At 72.0% G+C, this 21,456-nt stretch carries 18 protein-coding genes; 7 read left to right on the top strand and 11 right to left on the bottom strand.

Going from position 1 to position 21,456, the window contains the following annotated elements:
• Window positions 1–97: 97 nt before the first annotated feature.
• The gene (locus tag OG245_RS11605) at window positions 98–1,171 is read right to left on the bottom strand and encodes a hypothetical protein (RefSeq protein WP_371623442.1); all 1,074 of its coding nucleotides are present in this window, start codon (window positions 1,169–1,171) and stop codon (window positions 98–100) included.
• A gap of 246 nt (window positions 1,172–1,417) precedes the next feature.
• Complete coding sequence (pepN, locus tag OG245_RS11600; RefSeq protein ID WP_371623441.1) at window positions 1,418–4,021, bottom strand: aminopeptidase N; 2,604 nt, start codon at window positions 4,019–4,021, stop codon at window positions 1,418–1,420.
• Window positions 4,022–4,184: 163 nt separating this feature from the next.
• On the opposite strand from pepN, the gene OG245_RS11595 reads away from it, so the two are divergent.
• A complete protein-coding gene (locus OG245_RS11595) occupies window positions 4,185–4,835 on the top strand; it encodes a DsbA family protein (RefSeq protein WP_371623440.1) in 651 nt (216 codons plus the stop codon).
• Between the two features lie 75 nt (window positions 4,836–4,910).
• Entirely contained in the window at window positions 4,911–5,258 is a 348-nt protein-coding gene (locus OG245_RS11590; RefSeq protein ID WP_371623439.1) for a VOC family protein, read from the top strand.
• Between the two features lie 75 nt (window positions 5,259–5,333).
• On the opposite strand, the gene OG245_RS11585 is transcribed toward OG245_RS11590, so the two are convergent.
• Window positions 5,334–6,782 (bottom strand): NCS2 family permease, encoded by a 1,449-nt coding sequence (locus tag OG245_RS11585; RefSeq protein ID WP_371623438.1) that lies wholly within the window; start codon window positions 6,780–6,782, stop codon window positions 5,334–5,336.
• A gap of 336 nt (window positions 6,783–7,118) precedes the next feature.
• On the opposite strand from OG245_RS11585, the gene OG245_RS11580 reads away from it, so the two are divergent.
• Together OG245_RS11580 and OG245_RS11575 are read left to right on the top strand one after the other, a co-directional pair.
• Window positions 7,119–7,745, top strand: a complete 627-nt coding sequence (locus OG245_RS11580) for an XRE family transcriptional regulator (protein ID WP_371623437.1) — start codon at window positions 7,119–7,121, stop codon at window positions 7,743–7,745.
• A gap of 170 nt (window positions 7,746–7,915) precedes the next feature.
• Window positions 7,916–8,506: a hypothetical protein gene (locus tag OG245_RS11575; protein WP_371623436.1), complete on the top strand. Its 591-nt coding sequence runs from the start codon at window positions 7,916–7,918 to the stop codon at window positions 8,504–8,506.
• A gap of 15 nt (window positions 8,507–8,521) precedes the next feature.
• Here the strand turns inward: OG245_RS11575 and OG245_RS11570 are convergent, their stop codons facing one another.
• Entirely contained in the window at window positions 8,522–9,184 is a 663-nt protein-coding gene (locus tag OG245_RS11570; RefSeq protein ID WP_371623435.1) for a CatB-related O-acetyltransferase, read from the bottom strand.
• Window positions 9,185–9,376: 192 nt separating this feature from the next.
• On the opposite strand from OG245_RS11570, the gene OG245_RS11565 reads away from it, so the two are divergent.
• On the top strand, window positions 9,377–10,111 hold the full coding sequence (locus OG245_RS11565) for a hypothetical protein (RefSeq protein WP_371623434.1): 735 nt from the start codon (window positions 9,377–9,379) through the stop codon (window positions 10,109–10,111).
• 46 nt (window positions 10,112–10,157) lie between these two features.
• Here the strand turns inward: OG245_RS11565 and OG245_RS11560 are convergent, their stop codons facing one another.
• The 3 genes from OG245_RS11560 to OG245_RS11550 form a co-directional block, all read right to left on the bottom strand.
• Window positions 10,158–10,907 (bottom strand): DUF2071 domain-containing protein, encoded by a 750-nt coding sequence (locus OG245_RS11560; RefSeq protein ID WP_371623433.1) that lies wholly within the window; start codon window positions 10,905–10,907, stop codon window positions 10,158–10,160.
• Window positions 10,904–11,248: a metalloregulator ArsR/SmtB family transcription factor gene (locus OG245_RS11555; RefSeq protein WP_371623432.1), complete on the bottom strand. Its 345-nt coding sequence runs from the start codon at window positions 11,246–11,248 to the stop codon at window positions 10,904–10,906. Before OG245_RS11555 ends, OG245_RS11560 begins: the two co-directional genes overlap by 4 nt.
• A gap of 166 nt (window positions 11,249–11,414) precedes the next feature.
• Window positions 11,415–12,056, bottom strand: coding sequence for a superoxide dismutase (locus OG245_RS11550; protein WP_371623431.1), 642 nt, complete (start codon window positions 12,054–12,056; stop codon window positions 11,415–11,417).
• A gap of 329 nt (window positions 12,057–12,385) precedes the next feature.
• Here OG245_RS11550 and tkt point away from each other — a divergent pair, with 329 nt between their 5' ends.
• Together tkt and OG245_RS11540 are read left to right on the top strand one after the other, a co-directional pair.
• Entirely contained in the window at window positions 12,386–14,608 is a 2,223-nt protein-coding gene (gene tkt, locus OG245_RS11545; protein WP_371623430.1) for a transketolase, read from the top strand.
• 73 nt (window positions 14,609–14,681) lie between these two features.
• On the top strand, window positions 14,682–15,353 hold the full coding sequence (locus tag OG245_RS11540; RefSeq protein ID WP_003969161.1) for a Dps family protein: 672 nt from the start codon (window positions 14,682–14,684) through the stop codon (window positions 15,351–15,353).
• 30 nt (window positions 15,354–15,383) lie between these two features.
• On the opposite strand, the gene OG245_RS11535 is transcribed toward OG245_RS11540, so the two are convergent.
• The 4 genes from OG245_RS11535 to OG245_RS11520 all read right to left on the bottom strand — a co-directional run bounded on the left by OG245_RS11535 (window position 15,384) and on the right by OG245_RS11520 (window position 21,109).
• On the bottom strand, window positions 15,384–16,619 hold the full coding sequence (locus OG245_RS11535) for an epoxide hydrolase family protein (RefSeq protein ID WP_371623429.1): 1,236 nt from the start codon (window positions 16,617–16,619) through the stop codon (window positions 15,384–15,386).
• Between the two features lie 94 nt (window positions 16,620–16,713).
• On the bottom strand, window positions 16,714–17,784 hold the full coding sequence (locus OG245_RS11530; RefSeq protein WP_371623428.1) for a glycerophosphodiester phosphodiesterase family protein: 1,071 nt from the start codon (window positions 17,782–17,784) through the stop codon (window positions 16,714–16,716).
• Between the two features lie 256 nt (window positions 17,785–18,040).
• On the bottom strand, window positions 18,041–19,516 hold the full coding sequence (locus tag OG245_RS11525; RefSeq protein WP_371623427.1) for an amino acid permease: 1,476 nt from the start codon (window positions 19,514–19,516) through the stop codon (window positions 18,041–18,043).
• A 120-nt stretch (window positions 19,517–19,636) separates the two neighbouring features.
• Window positions 19,637–21,109, bottom strand: a complete 1,473-nt coding sequence (locus tag OG245_RS11520; RefSeq protein WP_371623426.1) for an amino acid permease — start codon at window positions 21,107–21,109, stop codon at window positions 19,637–19,639.
• Window positions 21,110–21,456: the final 347 nt, after the last annotated feature.

Genomic DNA, 21,456 nt, shown 5'->3' with positions numbered 1-21,456 from the left:
TCCCGGCCGGCCCTTCTGTCCGGCCTTCCCCGTCGGCCGTCCCCGCCGGCCTTCCTGTCCGGCCTTCGGGGCCGGCCCCTTCACGCAGCCGCCCCGCTCAGCGCGGCAGCACCATCACGTACGCCGCCGGCTCCCGGTCGGCCGCCGCCATCAGCGCCGTCCGCACCACCGTCGCCTGCTGGTCCGCCGACTCACGCAGCTTCCTCGGCGTGAGGTGGACGACCGTGATCCCGAGCCGCTCCAGATGCTCACGCTTCGTGGCGTACGCCGACCACTGCGGGTCCTCCTCCGCCCGGCCTCCGCGCCCCGGCGCGCCGTACCGGGGCGCGCGGGCGTCCAGCTCCACCGCCACCGCCTGGTCGGGCCAGTAGGCGTCGACCCCGCCGAGCCGCGGCCCGCCCGGCAGCCGCAGCTCCACGTTCCACACCGGCTCCGGCAGCCCGTGCTCGCGCACCATCGCGTACAGCCGCGCCTCCGCCACCGCCCGCCCCTCGGCCAGCAGCGCATCGACCGCGCCCACCACGGCGGGCCGCCCCAGCAGCTTCGCCTCGCTCAACTCCCTTACCACGGAGGCCGGTTCGCAGTGCCCGTCACGGACCGCCTCGGTCAGCAGCCGGCGGACGACCGCCGCCTCGGCCGTGCCGGCCACCGCGTCCGCCAGGGCCCGTTCCACCGGTGCGACGGGCACCTCGCCCACCCGCACCGGGTTCGGCATCGAGGCGGTCCGCAGCACCTCCACGAACCGGGTGGACCGCAGCCGCCGGGTGCGCGGGACCAGCACGTCGATCCGGTGCAGCGCCGCCACGTCCCCGGCCGCGGCGAAGCCGTACAGCGCGAGCGCGGCGATCCCGGTGACCATCGACTCGCCGTACCCCGCGTCCGCGGCGTCCGCCGGGCCCGCCGGAGCGCGCCGCGCGGAGACCGGCGGCCGGCCCGCGTAGAGCAGCGCTCCGTGCAGCCGCTCCCGGCCGGTGGCCGGGCCCGGGTGCAGGAGATAGACCCCCGGCAACAGGTGCTGCCACGGGCCGCCGGGCAGGCACTGGGCGGACGTCTGCGCCGCGGACACGCCCCGTGCCCTCAACTGGGCGGCGGACAGGACGCGGTGCGCCACGTCCTCGGGGTGGCGGGGGAGGCGGGGGAGCCGGGGGGAGAGCGGGGTGTTCTGGGTCATGTCCCGGGGTTTCCCGCCCGTGGAGGGTGCCCTAACCCCTGTTACACGCCCGTCGACAATCCCGGACAACGCCGTCCTAAAGCACGAACGTTCGACAACCGAAATGGGCCGTCGCGCCGGGAATCGGAGCGGGGCGACTCGGGCGGGTGTACGAGCGCCGCTTCCACGCCGCACGCACGCCTCGCCCGAGCGCCCCCTGCCTCCCCGCTCGACCCACCGGCGGCGCAGGGGCGGGGCTGGTTGGTCCTACGCCGCGGCCCGGTCGCACTCCTGGCCGCGCAGTGCCCGCGCGAGATCGTCCCGGGCCTCCAGCACCAGCCGCCGCAGCGCCGGGGCGGCGTTCTCGTGCTCGCCCAGCCAGGCGTCGGTCGCCGCGAGGGTCGCGGCGCTGTCCTGGAGGCCGGGGAACATCCCCCGCACCACGTGCATGCCGATCTGGATGGACCGCTCCGCCCAGATCCGCTCGATCACCTCGAAGTAGCGGCTCGTGTAGGGGGCGAGCAGCTCCCGCTGGGAGGGCTGCCCGAAGCCGGAGATCGTCGCCTCGACCAGCGCGTTGGACAGCTTGTCCGACTCCACGACCGCCGCCCACGCCTGCGCCTTGACCGCCTCCGAGGGGCGCGAGGCCAGGCACCGCACGTGGTGGCGCTTGCCGGAGGCCGTGTCGTCGCGGGCCAGCTCGGCGTCGATCGCCGCCTCGTTCGCCGCCCCGTGGGAGGCGAGCGGGGAGAGGAAGGCCCAGCGCAGCTCCTGGTCGACGTCGAGACCGTCGATCCGGGCCGTGCCCTCCAGCAGCCCGCCGAGCAGCTGGAAGTCCTCCTCGGACGAGGCGACCGCCGCGAAGAAGCGGGCCCAGGTCAGCTGGTGCTGGCTGCCCGGCTCGGCGCTCCGCAGCTCGCGCAGCGCGCCGTCGGCGAGCGCCCGGCCGCCCTCCTCGCGCCAGTCGGGGGCCGCGTAGTTGACCAGCGCGGACTGCGCCCAGGAGTGCAGCATCTGGAGGACGCCGATGTCGCTCTCCCGCCCGGCGTGCGCCAGCACCAGCGCGACGAAGTCGCGGGCCGGCATCAACGCGTCCCGGGTCAGGTTCCACAGGGCCGACCAGCACAGGGCCCGGGCCAGCGGGTCCGTGATCGCGCCCAGGTGGTCGCGGAGCGTGGCCAGCGAGCCCTCGTCGAAGCGGACCTTGCAGTACGTGAGGTCGTCGTCGTTGACCAGGATCAGATCGGGCCGCTCGGAGCCGGCCAGGGCCTCCACCACGCTCCGCTCACCGGCCACGTCCACCTCGGCGCGCGCGTAACGCGTCAGCTCGCCCTCCGGCGTACGCCGGTACAGGCCGACCGCGACGCGGTGCGGGCGCAGCTCCGGATGCGAGGCTGCGGCCTCCTGGACGACGGCCAGTTCGGCCAGCTTCCCGTCGGCGTCGTAACGGGGCACGGGGGTGAGCACGTTGACGCCCGCCGTCTGGAGCCAGGAGCGCGACCAGGCCGTCATGTCGCGGCCGGACGTCTCGGCCAGCACCGACAGCAGGTCGCCCAGGCGCGTGTTGCCGTAGGCGTGGCTCTTGAAGTAGCGCCGGGCGCCTTCGAGGAACGCGTCGCGCCCCACGTACGCCACGAGCTGCTTGAGCACGGAGGCGCCCTTGGCGTACGTGATCCCGTCGAAGTTCAGCTTGGCGTCCTCCAGGTCACGGATGTCCGCCGTGATGGGGTGCGTGGAGGGCAGCTGGTCGGCGCGGTAGGCCCACGCCTTGCGGTTGTTGGCGAAGGTGATCCAGCCGTTGGTGAAGCGGGTCGCCTCGACCATCGAGAAGGAGCCCATGAAGTCCGCGAAGGACTCCTTCAGCCACAGGTCGTCCCACCACTCCATGGTGACCAGGTCGCCGAACCACATGTGCGCCATCTCGTGCAGGATGACGTTGGCGCGCCGCTCGTAGGCCGCCGAGGTGACCTTGCCGCGGTAGATGTACTCCTCGCGGAACGTGACCATGCCCGGGTTCTCCATGGCCCCGAGGTTGTACTCGGGCACGAACGCCTGGTCGTACTTCCCGAAGGGGTACGGGTAGTCGAAGTGGTCGTGGAAGAAGTCCAGGCCCTGCTTGGTGATCAGGAAGACGTCGTCCGCGTCGAAGTGCTTCGCGAGGCCCTTGCGGCACATCGCGCCGAGCGGGATCTCCAGCGTGGTGCCGTCGTCGAACGTACGGCTGTAGTGATCGCTGACGTAGTGGTACGGACCGGCGACGACGGCCGTGATGTAGGTGGAGATCGGCTTCGTCTCGGCGAACGTCCGCACCCCGCCCTCGTGGGACTCCTCGGCCCCGTTGGACCAGACCCGCCAGCCTTCGGGGGCGGCCACCCGGAAGCGGTAGGGGGCCTTGAGGTCGGGCTGTTCGAAGTTGGCGAAGACGCGGCGGGCGTCGGCCGGCTCGTACTGCGTGTAGAGGTAGACCTCGCCGTCCTCCGGGTCGACGAAGCGGTGCATGCCCTCGCCGGTCCGGCTGTACGCGCAGCGGGCGTCGACCACGAGCGTGTTCTCGCCCTCGACGAGCCCGTCCAGCGCCACCCGCGTCCCGTCGAACACGACCGCCGGGTCGAGGGCCGTGCCGTTCAGCGTCACCGCGTCCACCCCCGGGGCCACCAGGTCGGCGAAGGTCGAGGCGCCCGCACGGGCCGAGCGGAACCGGATCGTGGTCAGCGAACGGAAGGTCCGCGGACCGGACTCCCCGTCGCCCCCGTCGGCCCCCTCGGGCTCGCCGACGGCGGACCGCAGGTCGAGCTCGACCTCGTATCCGTCGACGGTCAGCAGCTCGGCCCTCTTCTGGGCCTCGTCGCGGGACAGGTTTTCACCGGGCACGGGCACTCCTTCGTGACGCGCGTCATGTGTCGTGTTCGAACCCTTTGATCCTTGCACGCGTCGTCGTGCGGCTCCCGTGCGGGGAATGGGAGCCACTCCGGAGGTGTTCTCGCCCGCAGGTGGAACACGCCCTTCTGTGGAACACGCCCTTCTGAGGAGAGACATGTCCGAGAACACCCCGGCCGACGGCAGGACCCCGGTCGACTTCTGGTTCGACCCCCTCTGCCCCTGGGCGTGGATGACCTCGCGCTGGATGCTGGAGGTGGAGAAGGTCCGCGACGTCGAGGTCCGCTGGCACGTGATGAGCCTGGCCGTCCTGAACGAGGACAAGCTGGACGAGCTGCCCGAGGAGTACCGCGACATGCTGGAGAACCAGGCCTGGGGCCCGGTCCGGGTCGTCGTCGCCGCCCGGCAGCTCCACGGCGACGCGGTCGTCGGTCCCCTGTACACCGCGCTCGGCACCCGCTTCCACAACAACGGCGAAGGCCCCACCCGTGAGGCCGTCGCCGCCGCGCTGAAGGACGTCGGCCTGCCCGCCGACCTCGCCGACTACGCCGACTCCGACCGCTACGACACCGAGCTGCGGGCCTCCCACCAGGAGGGCATCGACAAGGTCGGCCAGGAGGTCGGCACCCCGGTCATCGCCGTTCCCGGCGCGGACGGCGAGCAGGTCGCCTTCTTCGGCCCGGTCGTCACGCCCGCGCCCAAGGGCGAGGATGCGGCGAAGCTCTGGGACGGCACGCTGCTGGTCGCCTCCATCCCGGGCTTCTACGAGATCAAGCGGACCCGGACCCAGGGCCCGGTCTTCGACTGACACCCGGGTGGCCGACAACGGGCCGGGGGGTCGGCCTCCGGCCCGTTGTCAGTGGTGCGTCGTACGGTGAGCAGCATGCGCATCTCACCGGAAATGATCACGATCGACTGTGCCGATCCCCAGGCCCTGGCGGCCTGGTGGGCCGAGGCGCTGGGCGTCGAGGACACGCAGGACTACGACGCGTTCGTCGTCCTCGCGGCGACCCCGCTGGTCCTCGGATTCCAGCGGGTGCCCGAGCCCAGGGCCACCAAGAACCGGGTGCACGTCGACTTCTCCTCGCCCGACCGCCCGGCCGACGTGGAGCGCCTGGCGAAGCTGGGCGCGACCGTCGTCGGCGAGCAGTCGATGCAGGGGATGTCCTGGACCGTCCTCAGGGATCCGGAGGGCAACGAGTTCTGCCTCTCCGACGCCGGGAGCCACTGACGCGGGGTCACTGACACGGGGCCACCCTCCCGTGGGCCGCTGGGCGCGGCCGCCCCGCGGCCCGGCCCCGGGCGCCTACTTGAGGCCGAGGATCTGCTCCAGCGGGTCGATGATGAAGTAGACGAGGAAGAGCGCGGCGGTGCCCCACAGCAGCCAGTGGACTTCGCGCGCCTTGCCCAGGCACGCCTTGATGACCACGTAGGCCACGAAGCCGGCGCCGATGCCGTTGGTGATGGAGTAGGTGAACGGCATGACGACGATGGTGAGGAAGGCCGGGATGGCGACGTCGTAGCGGTCCCAGTCGATGTGCTTGACCTGGGTCATCATCAGGAACCCGACTACGACGAGCGCGGGCGCCGCCGCCTGCATCGGCACGATCGTCAGGACGGGCGTCAGGAAGAGGGCCAGCGCGAACAGCCCGCCGGTGATCATGTTGGCGAAGCCGGTACGGGCGCCTTCGCCGACCCCCGCGGCGGACTCGATGTACGTGGTGGCCGACGACGAGGACGCCGCGCCACCGGCGACGGCGGCCGCGCCGTCGATGAGCAGGACGCGGCCGAGGCCGGGCACCTGACCCCGCTCGTCGAGGAGCCCGGCCTCCGCCGTGACACCCACGACCGTGCCCATCGTGTCGAAGAAGTCGGACAGGATGAGCGTGAAGATGAGCAGGATGACCGTCAGGACGCTGACCTGACCGAACGACCCGAACAGGTCGAACCGGCCCAGCAGCCCGAAGTCGGGCGCGGCGACGGGGTTGCTGGGGATCGAGGGCGAGGTCAGGCCCCAGGACTTGATGGTGGCGATCTCGTTGATGACGATGGCGACGACGGTCATCAGGACGATGCTGATGAGGATCGCGCCCTTGACCTTCCGGGCGAGCAGCACGATCGTCAGGAGCACACCGAGGCAGAAGACGAGCATCGGCCAGCCGGTGAGCGTGCCGGTGCCGAGCTGGACGGGCACGGTGGAGTTCGCGGCGTCCGGGATGCGGGTGACGAACCCGGCGTCCACGAAGCCGATGAAGGCGATGAACAGGCCGATGCCGACGCTGATGGCCTGCTTGAGGGGCTGCGGAATGGCGTGCATGATCGCCTCGCGCAACCCGGTCACCACCAGAACGCAGATCAGCAGCCCTTCGAGCACGATGAGGCCCATCGCGTCGTCCCAGCTCATCAGGGGCGCGATCTGGTAGGCGACGACGGCGTTGATGCCCAGGCCCGCCGCCAGGGCCAGCGGCAGATTTCCGCCCACACCCATGATCAGCGTCATCACCGCGGCGACCAGGGCGGTGGCGGTGACCAGCTGCACGTTGTCCAGCTGCTTGCCGAACTTGTCCTCGGCCCCGCCCAGGATGATCGGGTTGAGCACCAGGATGTACGCCATCGTGAAGAACGTGGCGAATCCGCCGCGTATCTCCTGGAGGTAGGTCGAACCGCGTTCGCTGATGCGGAAGAACCGGTCGACGGCGCCCCCCGATCCGTCTGGCTTCGCGTCGAGCGGCGGGCTGGTCGTACTGGGGTGCATGACGGAGTCTCCTGAGCCTGCGAATGGTGGGGAAGGGGAGGTGCGACGGTGCTGCCCGAAGTGAGCGGCGGGCGCTGTGCGAACGCACATGCGGCACCTTGCGAGCGGATCATACGCGGCGACGACGGGATCGCAACTACCCGCGTAGAGCGTGCAGTTGGCCCCTTTTCGGCCCTGTGGCTTCCTACGGAATCGGCGGCGACCTTTTCCGCCAAACCGGCAGGCAGCCGACAGCGGGTATGGAAGTCCGGGTGACAGCACCCCTACGCTCCGTATGTGCACCCTCCACTCCCTTTCAACGCGCGGGCAGCGCGCGCCCTGCGCGAGAAACTCGGGATGGCACCCGGTCATGTCGCCTACGGCATGCGCGCGTCCTTCGGCACGTCACACGTCGGCCCCGAGCATGTGATCGCGTGGGAGCGCGGAACCCATGTACCGGACGCGACGGAGTTCACCGCCCTGGCGGGCGCGTTGTGGTGTCAGCCCAGCGAACTCATGGGCCATCCGCGCACCTTGCTCGAACACCGCATCGCGCGCGGTGTCTCGGCCGAAGAGGTCGCGCGGGCCACCGGCCTCACCCTCGACGCGTATCTGTCCATGGAGGAGGCCGGTCTGTGGACCGGCGACAAACGGCAGTCCGTCAAGCTCGGCGAGGTCCTCGCCCTTCCTCCGCGTGACTTCATCGCCATCACCAGGCTGGAGGAGGAGTTGGCCCGTCTCCTCACCGAGGCGGTCTCCACCCGCTGGCAGGCGCACATCCGCGACATCGCGAAGCTCGTCTCCATGGAGCGCCGCGACCTCAAGAGCCCCCTGTCCACCATGCACCAGGAGTACCAGGGCCTCCTGGCGGCCACCCTGAGCCGGGCCGGCGGCACCACGGCATCCGGCGAGGACGGGCGCCGCTACATCGAGGACATCGTCGACCACTTCTGGACCCGGCTGCCGGGCTCCTCCCGGGAGTAGCCCGGCGGGGCTCCCGCGCCCCGCCGGGTATCGCCGCCGCCGCACGTCCTTGGTGTCGCGGTCCTCCGCTGCCGGTCGGTCGCCGGACCTCACCGGGTTCCCCCGCGCGGGGGAGGCGGATCATCACGCGGGAGGACGTGCCGGGCCGTGCGGCGCGCGAGATTCGAGGTATGACGACGACGGATCCCGCCCCGCCGGAAACCCACCTGCCGCCACCGGCCCGGCCGTCGGTCCCGCCGCCCCCGCGCTGGGCGGTCCGTGCCGCTCAGGTCGCGGCGTGGTCGACGGTCCCCTCCGGGCTGTGGCGCGTCGCGCTCGTGCTGGGCGTGCCGGTCGGGGTGATGGAGCGCGAGGAGTTCCTCGCCGGGTTCCCGGACGACTCCCCGCTGCTCGCCCTCGCCTACGTCCTGCTGCTCGGCGCGGTCGCCGAGGCCGCCTCGTACCTCACGCTCGGCCTGGTGCGGCCCTGGGGGGAGGTGATGCCGCGCTGGATTCCGCTTCTCGGCGGGCGCCCGGTCAGGGCCGGGCTCGCGGTCCTCGCGGCTTCGCTGGGGGCCCTCACGGTCACTGTCCTGTGGTGGGTCCTCCTCTTCGGCGGGCTGCTCACCGCCGACAGCCCGGACCCCGGCGTCTCGGCCGGTGAAGTCCTCTTCGTCGCCGCCTACGCGCCCCTCCTGCTGTGGGGCCCGCTCCTGGCGGCGGTGACCTGGTCGTACCACCGCCGCTTCCACCTCGTACGGGCCGCGAGGCCGGGGACGTGAGCCACCCGCTCGTCCCTACCCGACCACCCCCGGCGCCGCCGCCTCCAACTCCGCGACCGTGCCCGACATCACCGTACGGATATGGCGCGTCAGGTGGTCCGCCGGCCAGTCCCACCAGGCCACCGCCAGCAGGCGCGCGATGTCCGCCTCCTCGTACCGGGTGCGGATCAGGCGGGCCGGGTTGCCGCCGACGATGCCGTAGTCCGGGACGTCCGAGACCACCACGGACCGTGAGCTGACGATCGCGCCGTGCCCGATGCGGACACCCGGCATGATCACGGCCTCGTAGCCGATCCAGACGTCGTTGCCGATCACCGTGTCGCCCCGGTTGGGCAGGCCCGTCAGCAGGTCGAAGTGGTCGGACCAGGAGCCGCCGAGCGTCGGGAACGGGAACGTGGACGGCCCGTCCATCCGGTGGTTGGAGCCGTTCATGATGAACCGCACCCCGGTGCCGAACGCGCAGAACTTCCCGATCACCAGGCGCTCCGGACCGTAGTGGTAGAGCACGTTGCGGGTCTCGAACTCCGTGGCGTGTTCGGGGTCGTCGTAGTACGAGTAGTCCCCGGCCTCGATCAGCGGCGAGGTGACCAGGGGCTTCAGCTGCACCACGCGCGGCTGGCCGGGCATCGGGTGCAGGACGGTCGGGTCGGCCGGTACGGGCGCGGGGGCAGAGGTCATGGGGTCGCTTCCGGGAAGGAGGTGCGGGGGAACAGGCGGACGGGTGTAGAGGCGGACGGGCGTGGATCATCGTGGCATTGGGGCCCGGCGAGCCGCGGGCATTTTCCCGCCCGGCGGGGATGGGACGATGCGGCGGTGCGGGGAACGCGAGAAGTGCGGGAAGCACCAAGGGAAGCGCGGAGAGTGCGGGAAGTGCTCGAAGCCATCGACGCGGTGGACTGGGACGGGCTGCCGGGCCCCGACGGCCTCAACGCCCCCGACGGGCTCTACAGTCCCGCCCGCGTCGCCACCGGTCTGCGCGCCCTCGCCACGGCCACAGGCCTCGTCCGCGCCGCAGACGCCGGCGCGCTCCTGGCGGGCGGCGGTCTTGTACACGACCACAGCGGAACGGTCTTTCCCGCGGCCGTGGTCGCGGCCCCCTTCCTCCTCGCCGTCGCACGGCACGGGCACCCGGAGGCCGGGGCGACCGCCCTGGGGCTGCTCGACGACGCCCTGGCGTTCGCGGCCCGTGACCGTCTGACCCGGGTGGCGACCCCGTACGCCGAAGCCGTCCCGATCTGCTGCGCCCTCGCCGACCACCTCAGAGGCGGGGCCGACCTTCTCGCCACGCGGGGGCGCGAAGGCGGGCAACTGCTCGCCGACGCGGCCGAGCACTGGAGGTTCGACGTCCAGGAGGTCGTGGCCGGGGGAGAGGGCGTCGCGGCCTTCGGGGCTCTCGCGGGGCGCTTCCCGGACGGTGCGCCGGCGGCGGAGCTCCACCGCGCCGGCCGCGTCACCGTGCTCGAACGGGTCGTCCTCCACTACCCGCCGGAGCCGGACGGGGGTCCCGACGCGTGCCTGCGCGTCGACGGCGTACGCCCCGACGAACTCGCCCCGCCCGCCGTCCTGTTCCCGGCCCGGTGCGGCCCCGGGCCCACGGACGGCTGACCGTCCTGCCCGGACACCCCGACGAGGACACCTCTGCGCGACACGCCTACAAGGTCACCGCTCCCGCCCCGCACCCCACCCGGAACGGCTCCCCCTGCGACCACTCCGCCGCCACGCCCCGCATCACCAGCGCGCTGTCCAGCACCGCGCTGCCCGGCGGGAAACGGTCCGGGTCCTCGAAGAACGAGGAGCGGACGGACCGGGGCCGGCCCGCCGTCACCTTCCAGGCGTCCGTGGACAGTTCGAGGACGTCCAGGTGGTCCCCGCCGGCGTCGGGGGAGAGGCCCCGGCTGCCGAGGCGGAAGAACTCCGACGCCTCCGCCAGGTCCGTGAACAGCCCGCTGCCGCGCAGCTCGTCGGCGGACTCCACGGTCGCGTCCACCTCCACCTCGCCGTCCCGGGTCGCGAAGGCCACCCGTACGGCGTCGGGCTCCTCCCGCACCGTGAAGTCCGCGCGGCCGTGCTCGCCCGGGTAGATCCGCCCGCCCGCGAAGGCGTTGAGGCGGGAGGCGGTGTCGCGGCGCGGGATGTAGACGCCGCGCTCGACACCGTCCGGCCCGTCCCACTCCACGGAGATCCGGTGCGCCGCGTTCTCGCTGGTCAGCCCGGTCGCGGCGGGGGCCCAGGCGGGGCGGACGCCGCCGATCCGCAGCAGGCAGATCCCGGCCACCGCCTGGCCGCGCACGAGGTGGGGCCGCAGCGGCGCGGGCAGCAGGGCCGCCGCGACGAGAGGGTCGACCCGGTAGTTCACCAGGAGGCGGCGTTCGATGACGCTGGAGAGCCGGGGCCGGATCACGAGGCGTCGCCTTCCGGCGCGGAGCGCCACTTGGTGGTGCGGAGCACGATCTGCTCGGGGCACACGGCGCTGAGGAAGCGTCCCACGCAGAGGGCGAGCCGCTCCTCGGCGAGGGAGTAGAGGATGCGGTTCGCGTCCCGGCGCTCGGTGACGAGTCCCGCGCCCTTGAGTACCCCCAGGTGGCGCGAGATCGACGGGGCACTGATCGGGAACCGGCTCGCGATCTCCCCGGCGGCCAGCTCGCCGCCCCGCAGATCCTCCAGGATCTGGCGGCGGGTGGGATCGGCGAGCGCGCGGAAGGCGCTCGCCTCTTCGTCGGCCGGAACGGCGGATGCATCCATGTGTGCATGTTTAGCACATGAGCTAAAAAGCTAAGCAGCCGTCATGGGAGAGCCCCCGCGAGTCATGTCCTCGCGGGGGCTCTCCGTCCATCCGCCTGCCGTGTGAAGGTTGAGAAGACGATCACGAGGCAGGACGCCTGTGGTGGTGCGGCGCGCCGGTGTCCGGTCAGGGGGCGAGCAGCAGCACGTCCGCGCGCTCCTTGGCGGCGGCGTAACGCTTAGCCACGTCCTGCCAGTTGACGACCCGCCACATCGCCTCGATGAAGTCCACCTTCTGGTTCTTGTACTGCAGGTAGAAGGCGTGCTCCCAGGCGTCGAAGACGAGGACCGGGACCGAGCCCTGGCCGACGTTGCCCTGGTGGTCGTAGACCTGCTCGACGATCAGCTTGCCGCTCACGGGCTCGTACGCGAGCACGCCCCAGCCGGAACCCTGGGTGGTGGCCGCGGCCTTCGTCAGCTGGGACTTGAAGCCCGCGTAGGAGCCGAAGGACTCGGTGATCGCGTCGGCGAGGTCGCCCACGCCGTCCGCCGCGAGGGGCTCGCCGCCGCCGTCGCCGGTCATGTTGTGCCAGTAGATCGAGTGCAGGATGTGGCCGGAGAGGTGGAACGCGAGGTTCTTCTGGAGGCCGTTGATCGCGCCCCAGGTTTCCTTGTCGCGGGCCTCTTCCAGCTGCTCCAGGGTGTCGTTCGCGCCCTTGACGTACGCGGCGTGGTGCTTGTCGTGGTGCAGCTCGATGATCTGCGGGTTGATGACCGGTTCGAGCGCCGCGTAGTCGTACGGGAGTTCCGGGAGCGTGTACGTGGCCATGATGCGAGCCCTCCGACTGCTGGGAATGCCGTCCAGTTGTTATTGCAAGCTATATGCAAGAGCAGGCTAACAGCAGGAACGTCCGCGAAGTGATCAGCCCTTCGGCCTAGGACTCACGGCGCTGCCCCTCCACTCCCTCCCTCTTCCTCCCGTTTGCCCGGCAAAGGTGATTTGCTCCCTATGCGGTGCTGCGCAATTCCGGGCCGCGCACACCGTCGCGCGTTTGGTTCCGCCGTTCCGGGGGACCCGGCCGAACAGCCGGGCGACCCGGGGCCGGACCGCGGTCGCGCCGCCTGCCGCACGCCCGCCCCACTGATCAGGAGGACTTGATGGCACCCGCCGAGACGCCGAACGGCCCGAACGACGGCCGCGACCCGCGACTGGCCCCGCCCCTCGCGGACGCGGCGGGCTGGGGGCCGCTCGACGTCCGTGCCGTCGACACCGTCCGCGTGCTGGCCGCCGACGCCGTGCAGAAGGCGGGCCACGGCCACCCGGGCACCGCGATGAGCCTGGCCCCCCTGGCGTACCTGCTGTTCCAGCAGGTGATGCGGCACGACCCGGTCGACGACCAGTGGCTCGGCCGGGACCGCTTCGTGCTGTCCTGCGGCCACTCCAGCCTCACCCTCTACATCCAGCTGTACCTGAGCGGCTACGGCATGGAGCTGGCGGACCTGGAGGCGCTGCGCACCTGGGGTTCCGCCACTCCCGGCCACCCGGAGTACCAGCACACCCGGGGCGTCGAGATCACCACCGGACCGCTCGGGCAGGGTCTGGCCTCGGCCGTCGGCATGGCCATGGCGGCCCGCCGCGAGCGCGGCCTCCTCGACCCCGAGGCGCCGCCCGGCACGAGCCCCTTCGACCACCACGTGTACGTCGTCGCCTCCGACGGCGACCTGATGGAGGGCGTGACGTCCGAGGCCAGTTCGCTGGCGGGACACCAGGAGCTCGGGAATCTGATCGTCTTCTACGACTCCAACCACATCTCCATCGAGGACGACACCGACATCTCCTTCAGCGAGGACGTCGCCGCCCGCTACGCCGCCTACGGCTGGCAGGTCCAGACGGTCGACTTCACCCGGACCGGCGACTACGTCGAGGACGTCGACGCCCTGCTCGCCGCCGTCGAAGCCGCGAAGAGCGAGCGCGGCCGACCCTCCCTGATCCTGCTGCGCACGATCATCGGCTGGCCCGCGCCCACCAAGCAGAACACCGGCAAGGCCCACGGCTCCGCGCTCGGCGCCGACGAGGTCGCCGCCACCAAGAAGCTGCTCGGCTTCGACCCGGACGCCGACTTCACCGTCGAGAACGACGTCCTGAAGCACGCCCGCGCGGTCCGCGAGCGCGGCGCCGAGGCACATCGCGCCTGGGAGCCCGGCTACCAGCAATGGCGCTCCGACCACCCCGAGCGCGCCGAACTCCTCGACCGGCTGCGGGAACGACGGCTTCCGGAGGGCTGGGCCGACAGCCTGCCCGTCTTCGACGCCGACCCCAAGGGCATCGCCACCCGCAAGGCGTCCGGCGACGTGCTCACCGCGCTGGCGCCCGTGCTGCCCGAGCTGTGGGGCGGCTCGGCCGACCTCGCGGGGAGCAACAACACCACCATGGAGGGCGAGCCGTCCTTCGTGCCGGAGAGCAAGCAGACCGGCGAGTTCCCCGGCGACCCCTACGGCCGTACGCTCCACTTCGGGATCCGCGAGCACGCCATGGGCGCGATCCTCAACGGCATCGCGCTCCAGAGCCTCACCCGCCCCTACGGCGGTACGTTCCTGATCTTCAGCGACTACATGCGCCCGGCCGTCCGACTCGCCGCCCTGATGAAGCTCCCGGTCACCTACGTCTGGACCCACGACTCCATCGGCCTGGGCGAGGACGGCCCCACCCACCAGCCCGTCGAGCAACTCGCCGCGCTCCGGGCGATCCCCGGCCTCGACGTCGTACGGCCCGCCGACGCGAACGAGACGGCCGTGTGCTGGCGCACCGTCCTGGAGCAGCACGACCGGCCCGCCGGCCTCGCCCTCACCCGGCAGCCGCTGCCCGTCCTGGAGCGGGGGGACCGGGGATACGCGGCCGCCTCCGGGGCCGCCCGGGGCGGGTACGTACTCGCCGACTGCCGCGAGGGGAAGCCCGACGTGATCCTCGTCGCCACCGGGTCGGAGGTCCACATCGCCCTGGAGGCCCGTGAGTTGCTGGACGCCGAGGGGTACGACGCGCGCGTGGTCTCCATGCCGTGCCGTGAGTGGTTCGCCGAGCAGCCCCACCCCTACCAGGACGCGGTCCTGCCGCCCGACATCCGGGCCCGGGTCAGCGTCGAAGCCGCCGTCGCCCAGGGCTGGCGGGATGTGGTGGGGGACGCGGGCCGCATGGTGAGCCTGGAGCACTTCGGTGCGTCCGCCGCCTACGAGCGCCTGTACGAGGAGTTCGGCATCACGCCCCGCGCGGTCGCCGACGCCGCACGGGAGAGCATCCGCGCGGCGGAGGTCGGACCCGTGCGACCCGGCGGGGAGCGGTCCGGGGCGGCCCCGACCGAGGGCGGCACGGGAGACGTCGGCTGAGCGACCTCACGCCCCCCGCCCCCCCACCACCACTCATCACCACCATCGCCGTTCTCATCCCGCAAGGAGTCCCATGTCCCCCGCACGCACCCCCCGCTACACCGTTCCCGGCCTCGGCGTCGACGAGGGCCGACAGGTCATCGACCTCCTGACGCTGCGCCTGCACGCGCTCAACGACCTCGCGCTCACGCTCAAGCACATCCACTGGAACGTCGTCGGGCCGCACTTCATCGCCGTCCACGAGATGCTCGACCCGCAGACCACCGCCGTACGCGAGATGGCCGACGCCGCCGCCGAGCGCATCTCCGCCCTCGGCGGCGAGCCGAACGGCACCCCGGGCGCCCTGGTCAGGGAGCGGACCTGGAACGACTACAGCGTCGGGCGCGCCGACGCCATCGCCCACCTCGGCGCCCTGGACCTCGTCTACACGGGCGTCATCGGGGGCCACCGCGAGGCGGTCGAGAAGGCCGGCGGGATCGACCCCGTCACCGAGGACCTGCTCATCGAGCACCTGCGCGGTCTGGAGCAGTTCCAGTGGTTCGTCCGGGCCCACCTGGAGTCCGGCTCCGGCACCCTGTCGAACGCCGGCGCCGACACCGAGGAGGCCGCCGCCGAGGCCGCGTCCCCGAAGCGGGCCGCCGCCAAGCGCACCCCCGCCAAGAAGACGGCGCTGCCCGCCCCGGCGAAGAAGACCGCGAAGAAGGCGGTCAAGAAGACCACGGCGAGCAGGCGCACCACCCGCTGACCGAACCCGGCAGGCCCTGGACGGGATCGTTCAGGGCCTGCGGCCGCGGAAGGTGCGGCGCAGGTCGCTCACCCACGCGTCGGGGTTCTCCCACGGGATGAAGTGGCCCCCGTGGTCATGCGCGTTGACGTTGACATGGTTGAACCAGGCCGCCTGCGGGCCGTTCTCGAACGCCCGGACGCGCTCGTCGGCGGTGTGGACGCCGGGCGGGTTCTCGTAGGTGACGAGGGTGAGGCCCACCGGGGCCTGCACGACCGGGGTGCGGTCGTGGGCCGGGGCCCAGGGGTAGCGGTTGGCGTTGGCGTAGTAACGCATCGACGTGGCGATGGAGTTGTTGACCCAGTAGATCGTGGCGTGGGTCAGCAGGTCGTCCTTGCTGAAGACGGACGACAGGTCGCCGCCGTTGTCGCTCCAGGCGTTCCACCGCTCCAGCAGCCAGGCGAGCAGGCCGGCGGGGGAGTCGCTGAGCCCGTGGGCCAGCGTGGCGCCGTCGAGCATGTGCACGGCGAGGTGCGGAGCCCAGCGGCGGTCCTGCTCGACGATGCGGGCGCGGACGTCGGCGGGCTGGTCGTCGGTGAGGGGGCGGTTCCGGGCGAAGTCCCAGGCGCGGGGGCCGGTGAAGAAGTCGAGCGGCAGCCCGGAGCCGATGTGGATGCCGTACAGCTCGTCGGCGTACTTGTGGCCGAGCTGGCTGGAGACGATCCCGCCGATGTCGCAGCCCCCGGCGGCGTATTTCTCGTATCCCAGCGTCCGGGTCATCAGGGTGTGCCAGAGGTCGGCCACCTTCCAGAAGTTGACGTCCGGAAAGCCGGTGAGCGGGCCGGGGAAGCCGAAGCCGGGCAGCGACGGCACGATGACGTCGAACGCGTCGGCGGGGTCACCGCCGTACGCCGCCGGGTCCGCCAGGGGGCCGATCACCTTCGACCAGTGCCAGAACGTCCACGGCCAGCCGTGGGTGAGGATCAGCGGGACCGGACGGGGGCCCCGGCCGGGCTCGCGCATGAAGTGCACGGGCACGCCGTCGACGCTCACCCGGTACTGCTCGTGGGCGTTGACGGCGGCCTCGGCGGCGCGCCAGTCGTAGCCGTCCCGCCAGTGGGCGACCAGCTCACGCAGACAGCTGTCCGGAACGCCGTAGGACCCGTCCTCGTTCCCCTCGTCCAGCGGCGGTCGGGTCCGCGCGAGACGGGCGCACAGATCGTCGAGGACCTGGTCGGCCACGCGTATCGGGGTGGGCTCCAGGGGGAAGACGGGCGGGGCGGTCATGGCGTGGTCCCTTCCGGGCAGGAGGAAGCGCTGTCACCCGAACGTTTCCACATCCGCCCCGCCCCGCGCGGCCGTACGCGACCCGTCCGCGGCGCTACCGCCGCAGGCCGTCCCTGGCCTGCGCCGCGAGGTCCGGGAAGTCCGTCACCACCGCGTCCACGCCCTGCCCGTAGTGGAAGGCGTACTCGGCGAACGCGTCGCCGAAGGCGGTGGGCGCACTGCCCCGGCGGTACGCGGCCGGGAGGTACTGGTTCTCCGCCCGGAAGGTGTACGCGCCGACCTTCAGGCCCGCCGCGTGGGCGTCGGCCAGCAGGGTGCCCGGCGGGACGAGCGAGGACTTGTCCGGGCCGATCCACTCCGCGTACGAGGCGATCTCGCGGAGCCCGGCCGGGGTCATCATGTCCCGGTAGGAGACCTCGTGCCCGTACGGGCCACCGCTCGTGCCCAGCGCCTGCCACAGCGGGAGTCCGAGGCGGGCCGCGGCCACCCGGCGCAGGCTCGCGGGCTCGAAGGACTGGACGACGCAGTCCCGGGCGGTCAGCCGGTTCCGGCGGATCACCCGGATCAGCTCCTCCTCCAGCGGCAGCCCGATCGAGCGGAAGTACGTCGGGTGCTTCGTCTCCGGGAACACCGCGATCCGGCGGCCCGACTCCCGGGACAGCCGCCGGGCCAGGTCGATCACCTCCTGGAAGGTCAGCACCGAGCCCCGCCCGTCGAAGACCGTGTTGCGGTCGCGGACCAGCGGAAGCCGTTCCACCGTGCGCAGGGTCCTCAGCTCGCGCAGGAGGAAGTCCTCGGTGAACCAGCCGGTCACCGCCTTGCCGTCGACGGTCTTCGTGGTGCGGCGGTCCGCGAACTCGGGGCGGCCGGCGACGTCCGTCGTCCCGCCGATCTCGTTCTCGTGCCGCACGACCAGGACATGGTCCTTCGTCGGCACGAGGTCCGGCTCGATCCAGTCCGCCCCGGCCCGTACGGCATAGGTGTAGGCGTCGGCGGTGTGCTCGGGCCGCCAGCCCGCCGCCCCGCGATGGCCGATGACCAGGGGGCCCGACGGACGGTGGGGGCGGCGCTCGGCGGAGGAGGCGGCGACGGCCGGGGCGGTGGCCGCGGCGGTGACGGCGGCGGTGGCCAGGAGGATCGAACGACGCCTGGGGGCAACGGACATGACGGCTCCTCGGGTGGGTGGAGCCACCACGGAAGCGAGGGCGGATGACGGCCCGGCGTACGGTACCCGGCCCTGCGATGTCCTGTTGGTCACGGGTGCACGCAGCGCCGGAACCACACACCGGAACGCCGGACGCCGAAACGCCGGGCTCCGCCCCGATCGTACGAGGAGGAGCCCGGCGTTCGTAGAGGCCGGGCGGGAACCGCTGCCGTGAGGCGTGCCGGACCCGGTCCCGCGAGGCGGTCGGGAGCGGCGGCTACTTCCGCTGCGCCGGGGTCTCGGCCGTGGCGTCGCCGCCGTCGAGGCCGTCGCCGCTCCCGCCGTCGCCGCCCCGCCGCCGCTGGCGTACGAGGCCGATGCCGATCAGCACCACGGTCAGCGCACCCGTGGCCAGCAACTGGTCCCGGGTGTCCGGCTGGCGCAGCATCAGCAGGAAGATGCCCACCATGGCCGCCAGGGCGACGATCGTGCCGACGGGGAAGAACCACATCCGCACGACCAGCTTCTCGGGCGCCTCACGCTCGGTGCGGCCGCGCAGGATCAGCTGGGAGGCGGCGATGAAGATCCACACCACCAGGATCACCGCGCCGATCATGTTCAGCAGCCACGGGAAGACGTCGTCCGGCCGCCAGTAGCTGAGCAGCACGCACGCGAAGCCGAAGACCGAGGAGAACAGCACGGCGTTGCGCGGCACCCCGGAGGAGATCTTCCCGAGCACGGCCGGGCCCTGGCCCCGGGCGACCAGCGACCGGGCCATGCGGGACGCGCCGTAGATGTTGGCGTTCATCGCCGAGAGCAGGGCGATGAGGATGACCACGTTCATGATCTGCGCGGCGGACCCGATGCCGAGGTGGTCGAGCATCGCGTAGAACGGGCCGACCTCGGCGACCTTCGGGTCGTCCCAGGGGACCAGCGTGACGATGACCGCCATCGAACCGATGTAGAAGACCGCGATGCGCCACATCGCCGTACGGACCGCCTTCGCGACGCCCTGCACCGGGTTCTCCGACTCGGCCGCCGCGATGGTGACGGTCTCCAGACCGCCGTACGCGAAGACGGAGGCGAGGAGTCCGATGATGAACCCGTCCATGCCCTTGGGGAGGAAGCCGCCGTCCCCCGTGAGGTTGGACAGGCCGGGCGCCTCCGTGTCGGGCAGCACGCCGAGGATCGCCAGCAGGCCGAGCACCAGGAACAGCGTGATCGCGATGACCTTGAGCGCGGCGAACCAGAACTCGAACTCGCCGAAGTTCTTCACGGCGGCCAGGTTCGTGCCCAGGAAGATCACCATGAACAGGGCGACCCACGCCCACTCCGGCGTCCCCGGCAGCCAGCCGCTGACGATCTGCGCGGCCCCGATGCCCTCCAGGCCCACGGCGACGCAGAGCAGGAACCAGAAGGACCAGCCCGCGGTGAATCCGGCCCACGGGCCGATCGCCCGCTCGGCGTGCACGGAGAAGGAACCGGACGCCGGGTTGGCGGCCGACATCTCGCCGAGCATGCGCATCACCATCATGACGAGCAGCCCGGAGATGGCGTACGCCACGATGATCGAGGGGCCCGCAGCGGCGATCCCGGCGCCCGAGCCGACGAACAGCCCGGCGCCGATCACCCCGCCGAGGGCGATCATCGAGAGGTGGCGCTGTTTGAGGCCGTGGGTCAGCGCGGAGTCCGCCGAGGGGCCGGCGGGGGCCGCGGAGTCAGCGGTGGGGGGAGACGCGGAGGTCCGAGGCATGGACGGGCTCTGTTCGGTAGCTGAGACAGGGGGCGAACCCACAGTCTGGGCATCCGCACCGCTCACAGGGAACAGGTGTCCGCTATACGGTCACCAGGCTCACACAAGGTGTACACCCGCCTACCGGTCGGCAGTGGGCGAACCCGCGCGCTTCTCCCGCCACTGCCGTCCCACCGCCACCAGCAGCACCAACGCCGTCGCCCCGGCCGACCACAGCACCTGCGGGCGCGCCGCCCCGTCGGTCAGCATCAGCACCAGCACCCCGAACAGCCCGGCCAGCGTCAGCCAGGTCAGATACGGGAAGCACCACATCCGCAGCGAGAGCGCCTCGGGAGCCTCCTGCTCCAGCCGGGCGCGCAGCCGCAGCTGGGAGGCGGCGATCAGCGCCCACACGAACAGCAGCACCGCGCCGACCGAGTTGAGCATGTAGAGGAACACCGTGTCCGGCCACAGCAGATTGAGCAGGACGGAGACGAAGCCGAAGGCCACCGAGGCCAGCACCGCCCGCCGCGGCACACCGCCCGACGCCTTCCGCGAGCCACTGCCCGCCGCTTCCCGCGAGCCGCCGCCCGAGACCTTCAGCAGCCCGCGCGGCGCCTCCCCGCGCTCCGCCAGCGAGAAGATCATGCGGGAGGAGCCGTACAGATTGGCGTTGAGCGCCGAGAGCAGCGCCACGAACACCACGATGTTCATGATCTGCCCGGCCGACGGCACCCCGATCGCGTCCAGCACCTTCACGTACGGGCTCAGGCCCGCCCGCTGCGCGGTCCACGGCAGCACGGTCACGATCACCAGCATCGAGCCGACGTAGAAGAAGAGGATGCGCACCACCGCGCTGCGCACCGCCCGCCCCACCGCGCGCGCCGGGTCGTCCGTCTCGGCGGCGGCGATGGTGACGACCTCGAGGCCGCCGAAGGCGAAGACCACGGTCAGCACGCCGGAGACGACCCCGCCCCAGCCGTTCGGCAGGAATCCGCCCTGTCCGGTCAGGTTGGTCATCCCGGCCGGATCGGTGTCCGGGAGCCATCCGAGGACGGCCAGCAGCCCGAGGACCAGGAAGACGACGATCGCGCCGACCTTCAAGGCGGCGAACCAGAACTCGAACTCGCCGAAGTTCTTCACCGCCGTCAGGTTCGCCGCGGTGAAGACCACCATGAACAGCAGCACCCACGCCCACGGTTCGACGCCCGGCACCCAGCCATGGGCGATCTGCGCGGCCGCCGTCGCCTCCACGGCGAGGACCACGACCAGCAGGAACCAGTACAGCCAGCCGACGCTGAACCCGGCCCACCGCCCGAGCGCCCGCTCGGCGTGCACGGAGAACGAACCCGAGGCGGGCATCGCGGCGGACATCTCGCCCAGCATCCGCATCACCAGCATCGCGAGCGCCCCCGCGATCAGATACGAGACGACGATGGCGGGCCCCGCCACCGCGATCCCCGCGCCGGAGCCCACGAACAGCCCCGCCCCGATCACCCCGCCGAGCCCCAGCATCGTCAGATGGCGCTGCTTGAGCCCGTGCGACAGCGGCTCGGCCGGGACGGCGGTGGACGCGGGAGCGGAAGCCGGGGTGGGGGGAGGGGCCTCGTGCATGAGGGAGGGGTCACTCTCGGATCAGCGGGTCGCAGCGGGGTGCAGCCGGTCGTGGCGGGTTGTTCGGGGGCCGACCAGGGCGAGCTGATCGTTTATGGGGAAGCTACAGTCTCGCCGATCGCCGCCCTCCTCGGCAAAATGCGCCGACACGCCCCTCACCTCCGTGACGAGCATCACGCGGGAGAGCGATTGAGGCCCGGCCTTTGTCCGAACCCCACCAAGCCATCAACCGCCGCTTTGTGGGCGGCTGATGGTGATCGAGCGTTAACCCGTGGGCTAACGTCGGCGGGAGCCCGACCCCACCCTGCCCGGCGGGGGCCCCAACGGCCCACCTGCCCTCACCCGCG

Origin of the sequence: Streptomyces sp. NBC_01116 (assembly GCF_041435495.1) — a bacterium.
GTDB lineage: Bacteria > Actinomycetota > Actinomycetes > Streptomycetales > Streptomycetaceae > Streptomyces.
Note: the sequence above shows the minus strand (reverse complement) of the source record. Positions and strands in the feature narration are given on the sequence as shown.

What these genes read in the sequence shown, in the direction of transcription:
- OG245_RS11605 (WP_371623442.1), bottom strand. Translation starts at nt 1,171, where the DNA reads ATGACCCAGAACACCCCGCTCTCCCCCCGGCTCCCCCGCCTCCCCCGC.
- OG245_RS11595 (WP_371623440.1), top strand. Translation starts at nt 4,185, where the DNA reads ATGTCCGAGAACACCCCGGCCGACGGCAGGACCCCGGTCGACTTCTGG.
- OG245_RS11590 (WP_371623439.1), top strand. Translation starts at nt 4,911, where the DNA reads ATGCGCATCTCACCGGAAATGATCACGATCGACTGTGCCGATCCCCAG.
- OG245_RS11585 (WP_371623438.1), bottom strand. Translation starts at nt 6,782, where the DNA reads ATGCACCCCAGTACGACCAGCCCGCCGCTCGACGCGAAGCCAGACGGA.
- OG245_RS11580 (WP_371623437.1), top strand. Translation starts at nt 7,119, where the DNA reads ATGGCACCCGGTCATGTCGCCTACGGCATGCGCGCGTCCTTCGGCACG.
- OG245_RS11575 (WP_371623436.1), top strand. Translation starts at nt 7,916, where the DNA reads ATGACGACGACGGATCCCGCCCCGCCGGAAACCCACCTGCCGCCACCG.
- OG245_RS11570 (WP_371623435.1), bottom strand. Translation starts at nt 9,184, where the DNA reads ATGACCTCTGCCCCCGCGCCCGTACCGGCCGACCCGACCGTCCTGCAC.
- OG245_RS11555 (WP_371623432.1), bottom strand. Translation starts at nt 11,248, where the DNA reads ATGGATGCATCCGCCGTTCCGGCCGACGAAGAGGCGAGCGCCTTCCGC.
- OG245_RS11550 (WP_371623431.1), bottom strand. Translation starts at nt 12,056, where the DNA reads ATGGCCACGTACACGCTCCCGGAACTCCCGTACGACTACGCGGCGCTC.
- tkt (WP_371623430.1), top strand. Translation starts at nt 12,386, where the DNA reads ATGGCACCCGCCGAGACGCCGAACGGCCCGAACGACGGCCGCGACCCG.
- OG245_RS11540 (WP_003969161.1), top strand. Translation starts at nt 14,682, where the DNA reads ATGTCCCCCGCACGCACCCCCCGCTACACCGTTCCCGGCCTCGGCGTC.
- OG245_RS11535 (WP_371623429.1), bottom strand. Translation starts at nt 16,619, where the DNA reads ATGACCGCCCCGCCCGTCTTCCCCCTGGAGCCCACCCCGATACGCGTG.
- OG245_RS11530 (WP_371623428.1), bottom strand. Translation starts at nt 17,784, where the DNA reads ATGTCCGTTGCCCCCAGGCGTCGTTCGATCCTCCTGGCCACCGCCGCC.
- OG245_RS11525 (WP_371623427.1), bottom strand. Translation starts at nt 19,516, where the DNA reads ATGCCTCGGACCTCCGCGTCTCCCCCCACCGCTGACTCCGCGGCCCCC.
- OG245_RS11520 (WP_371623426.1), bottom strand. Translation starts at nt 21,109, where the DNA reads ATGCACGAGGCCCCTCCCCCCACCCCGGCTTCCGCTCCCGCGTCCACC.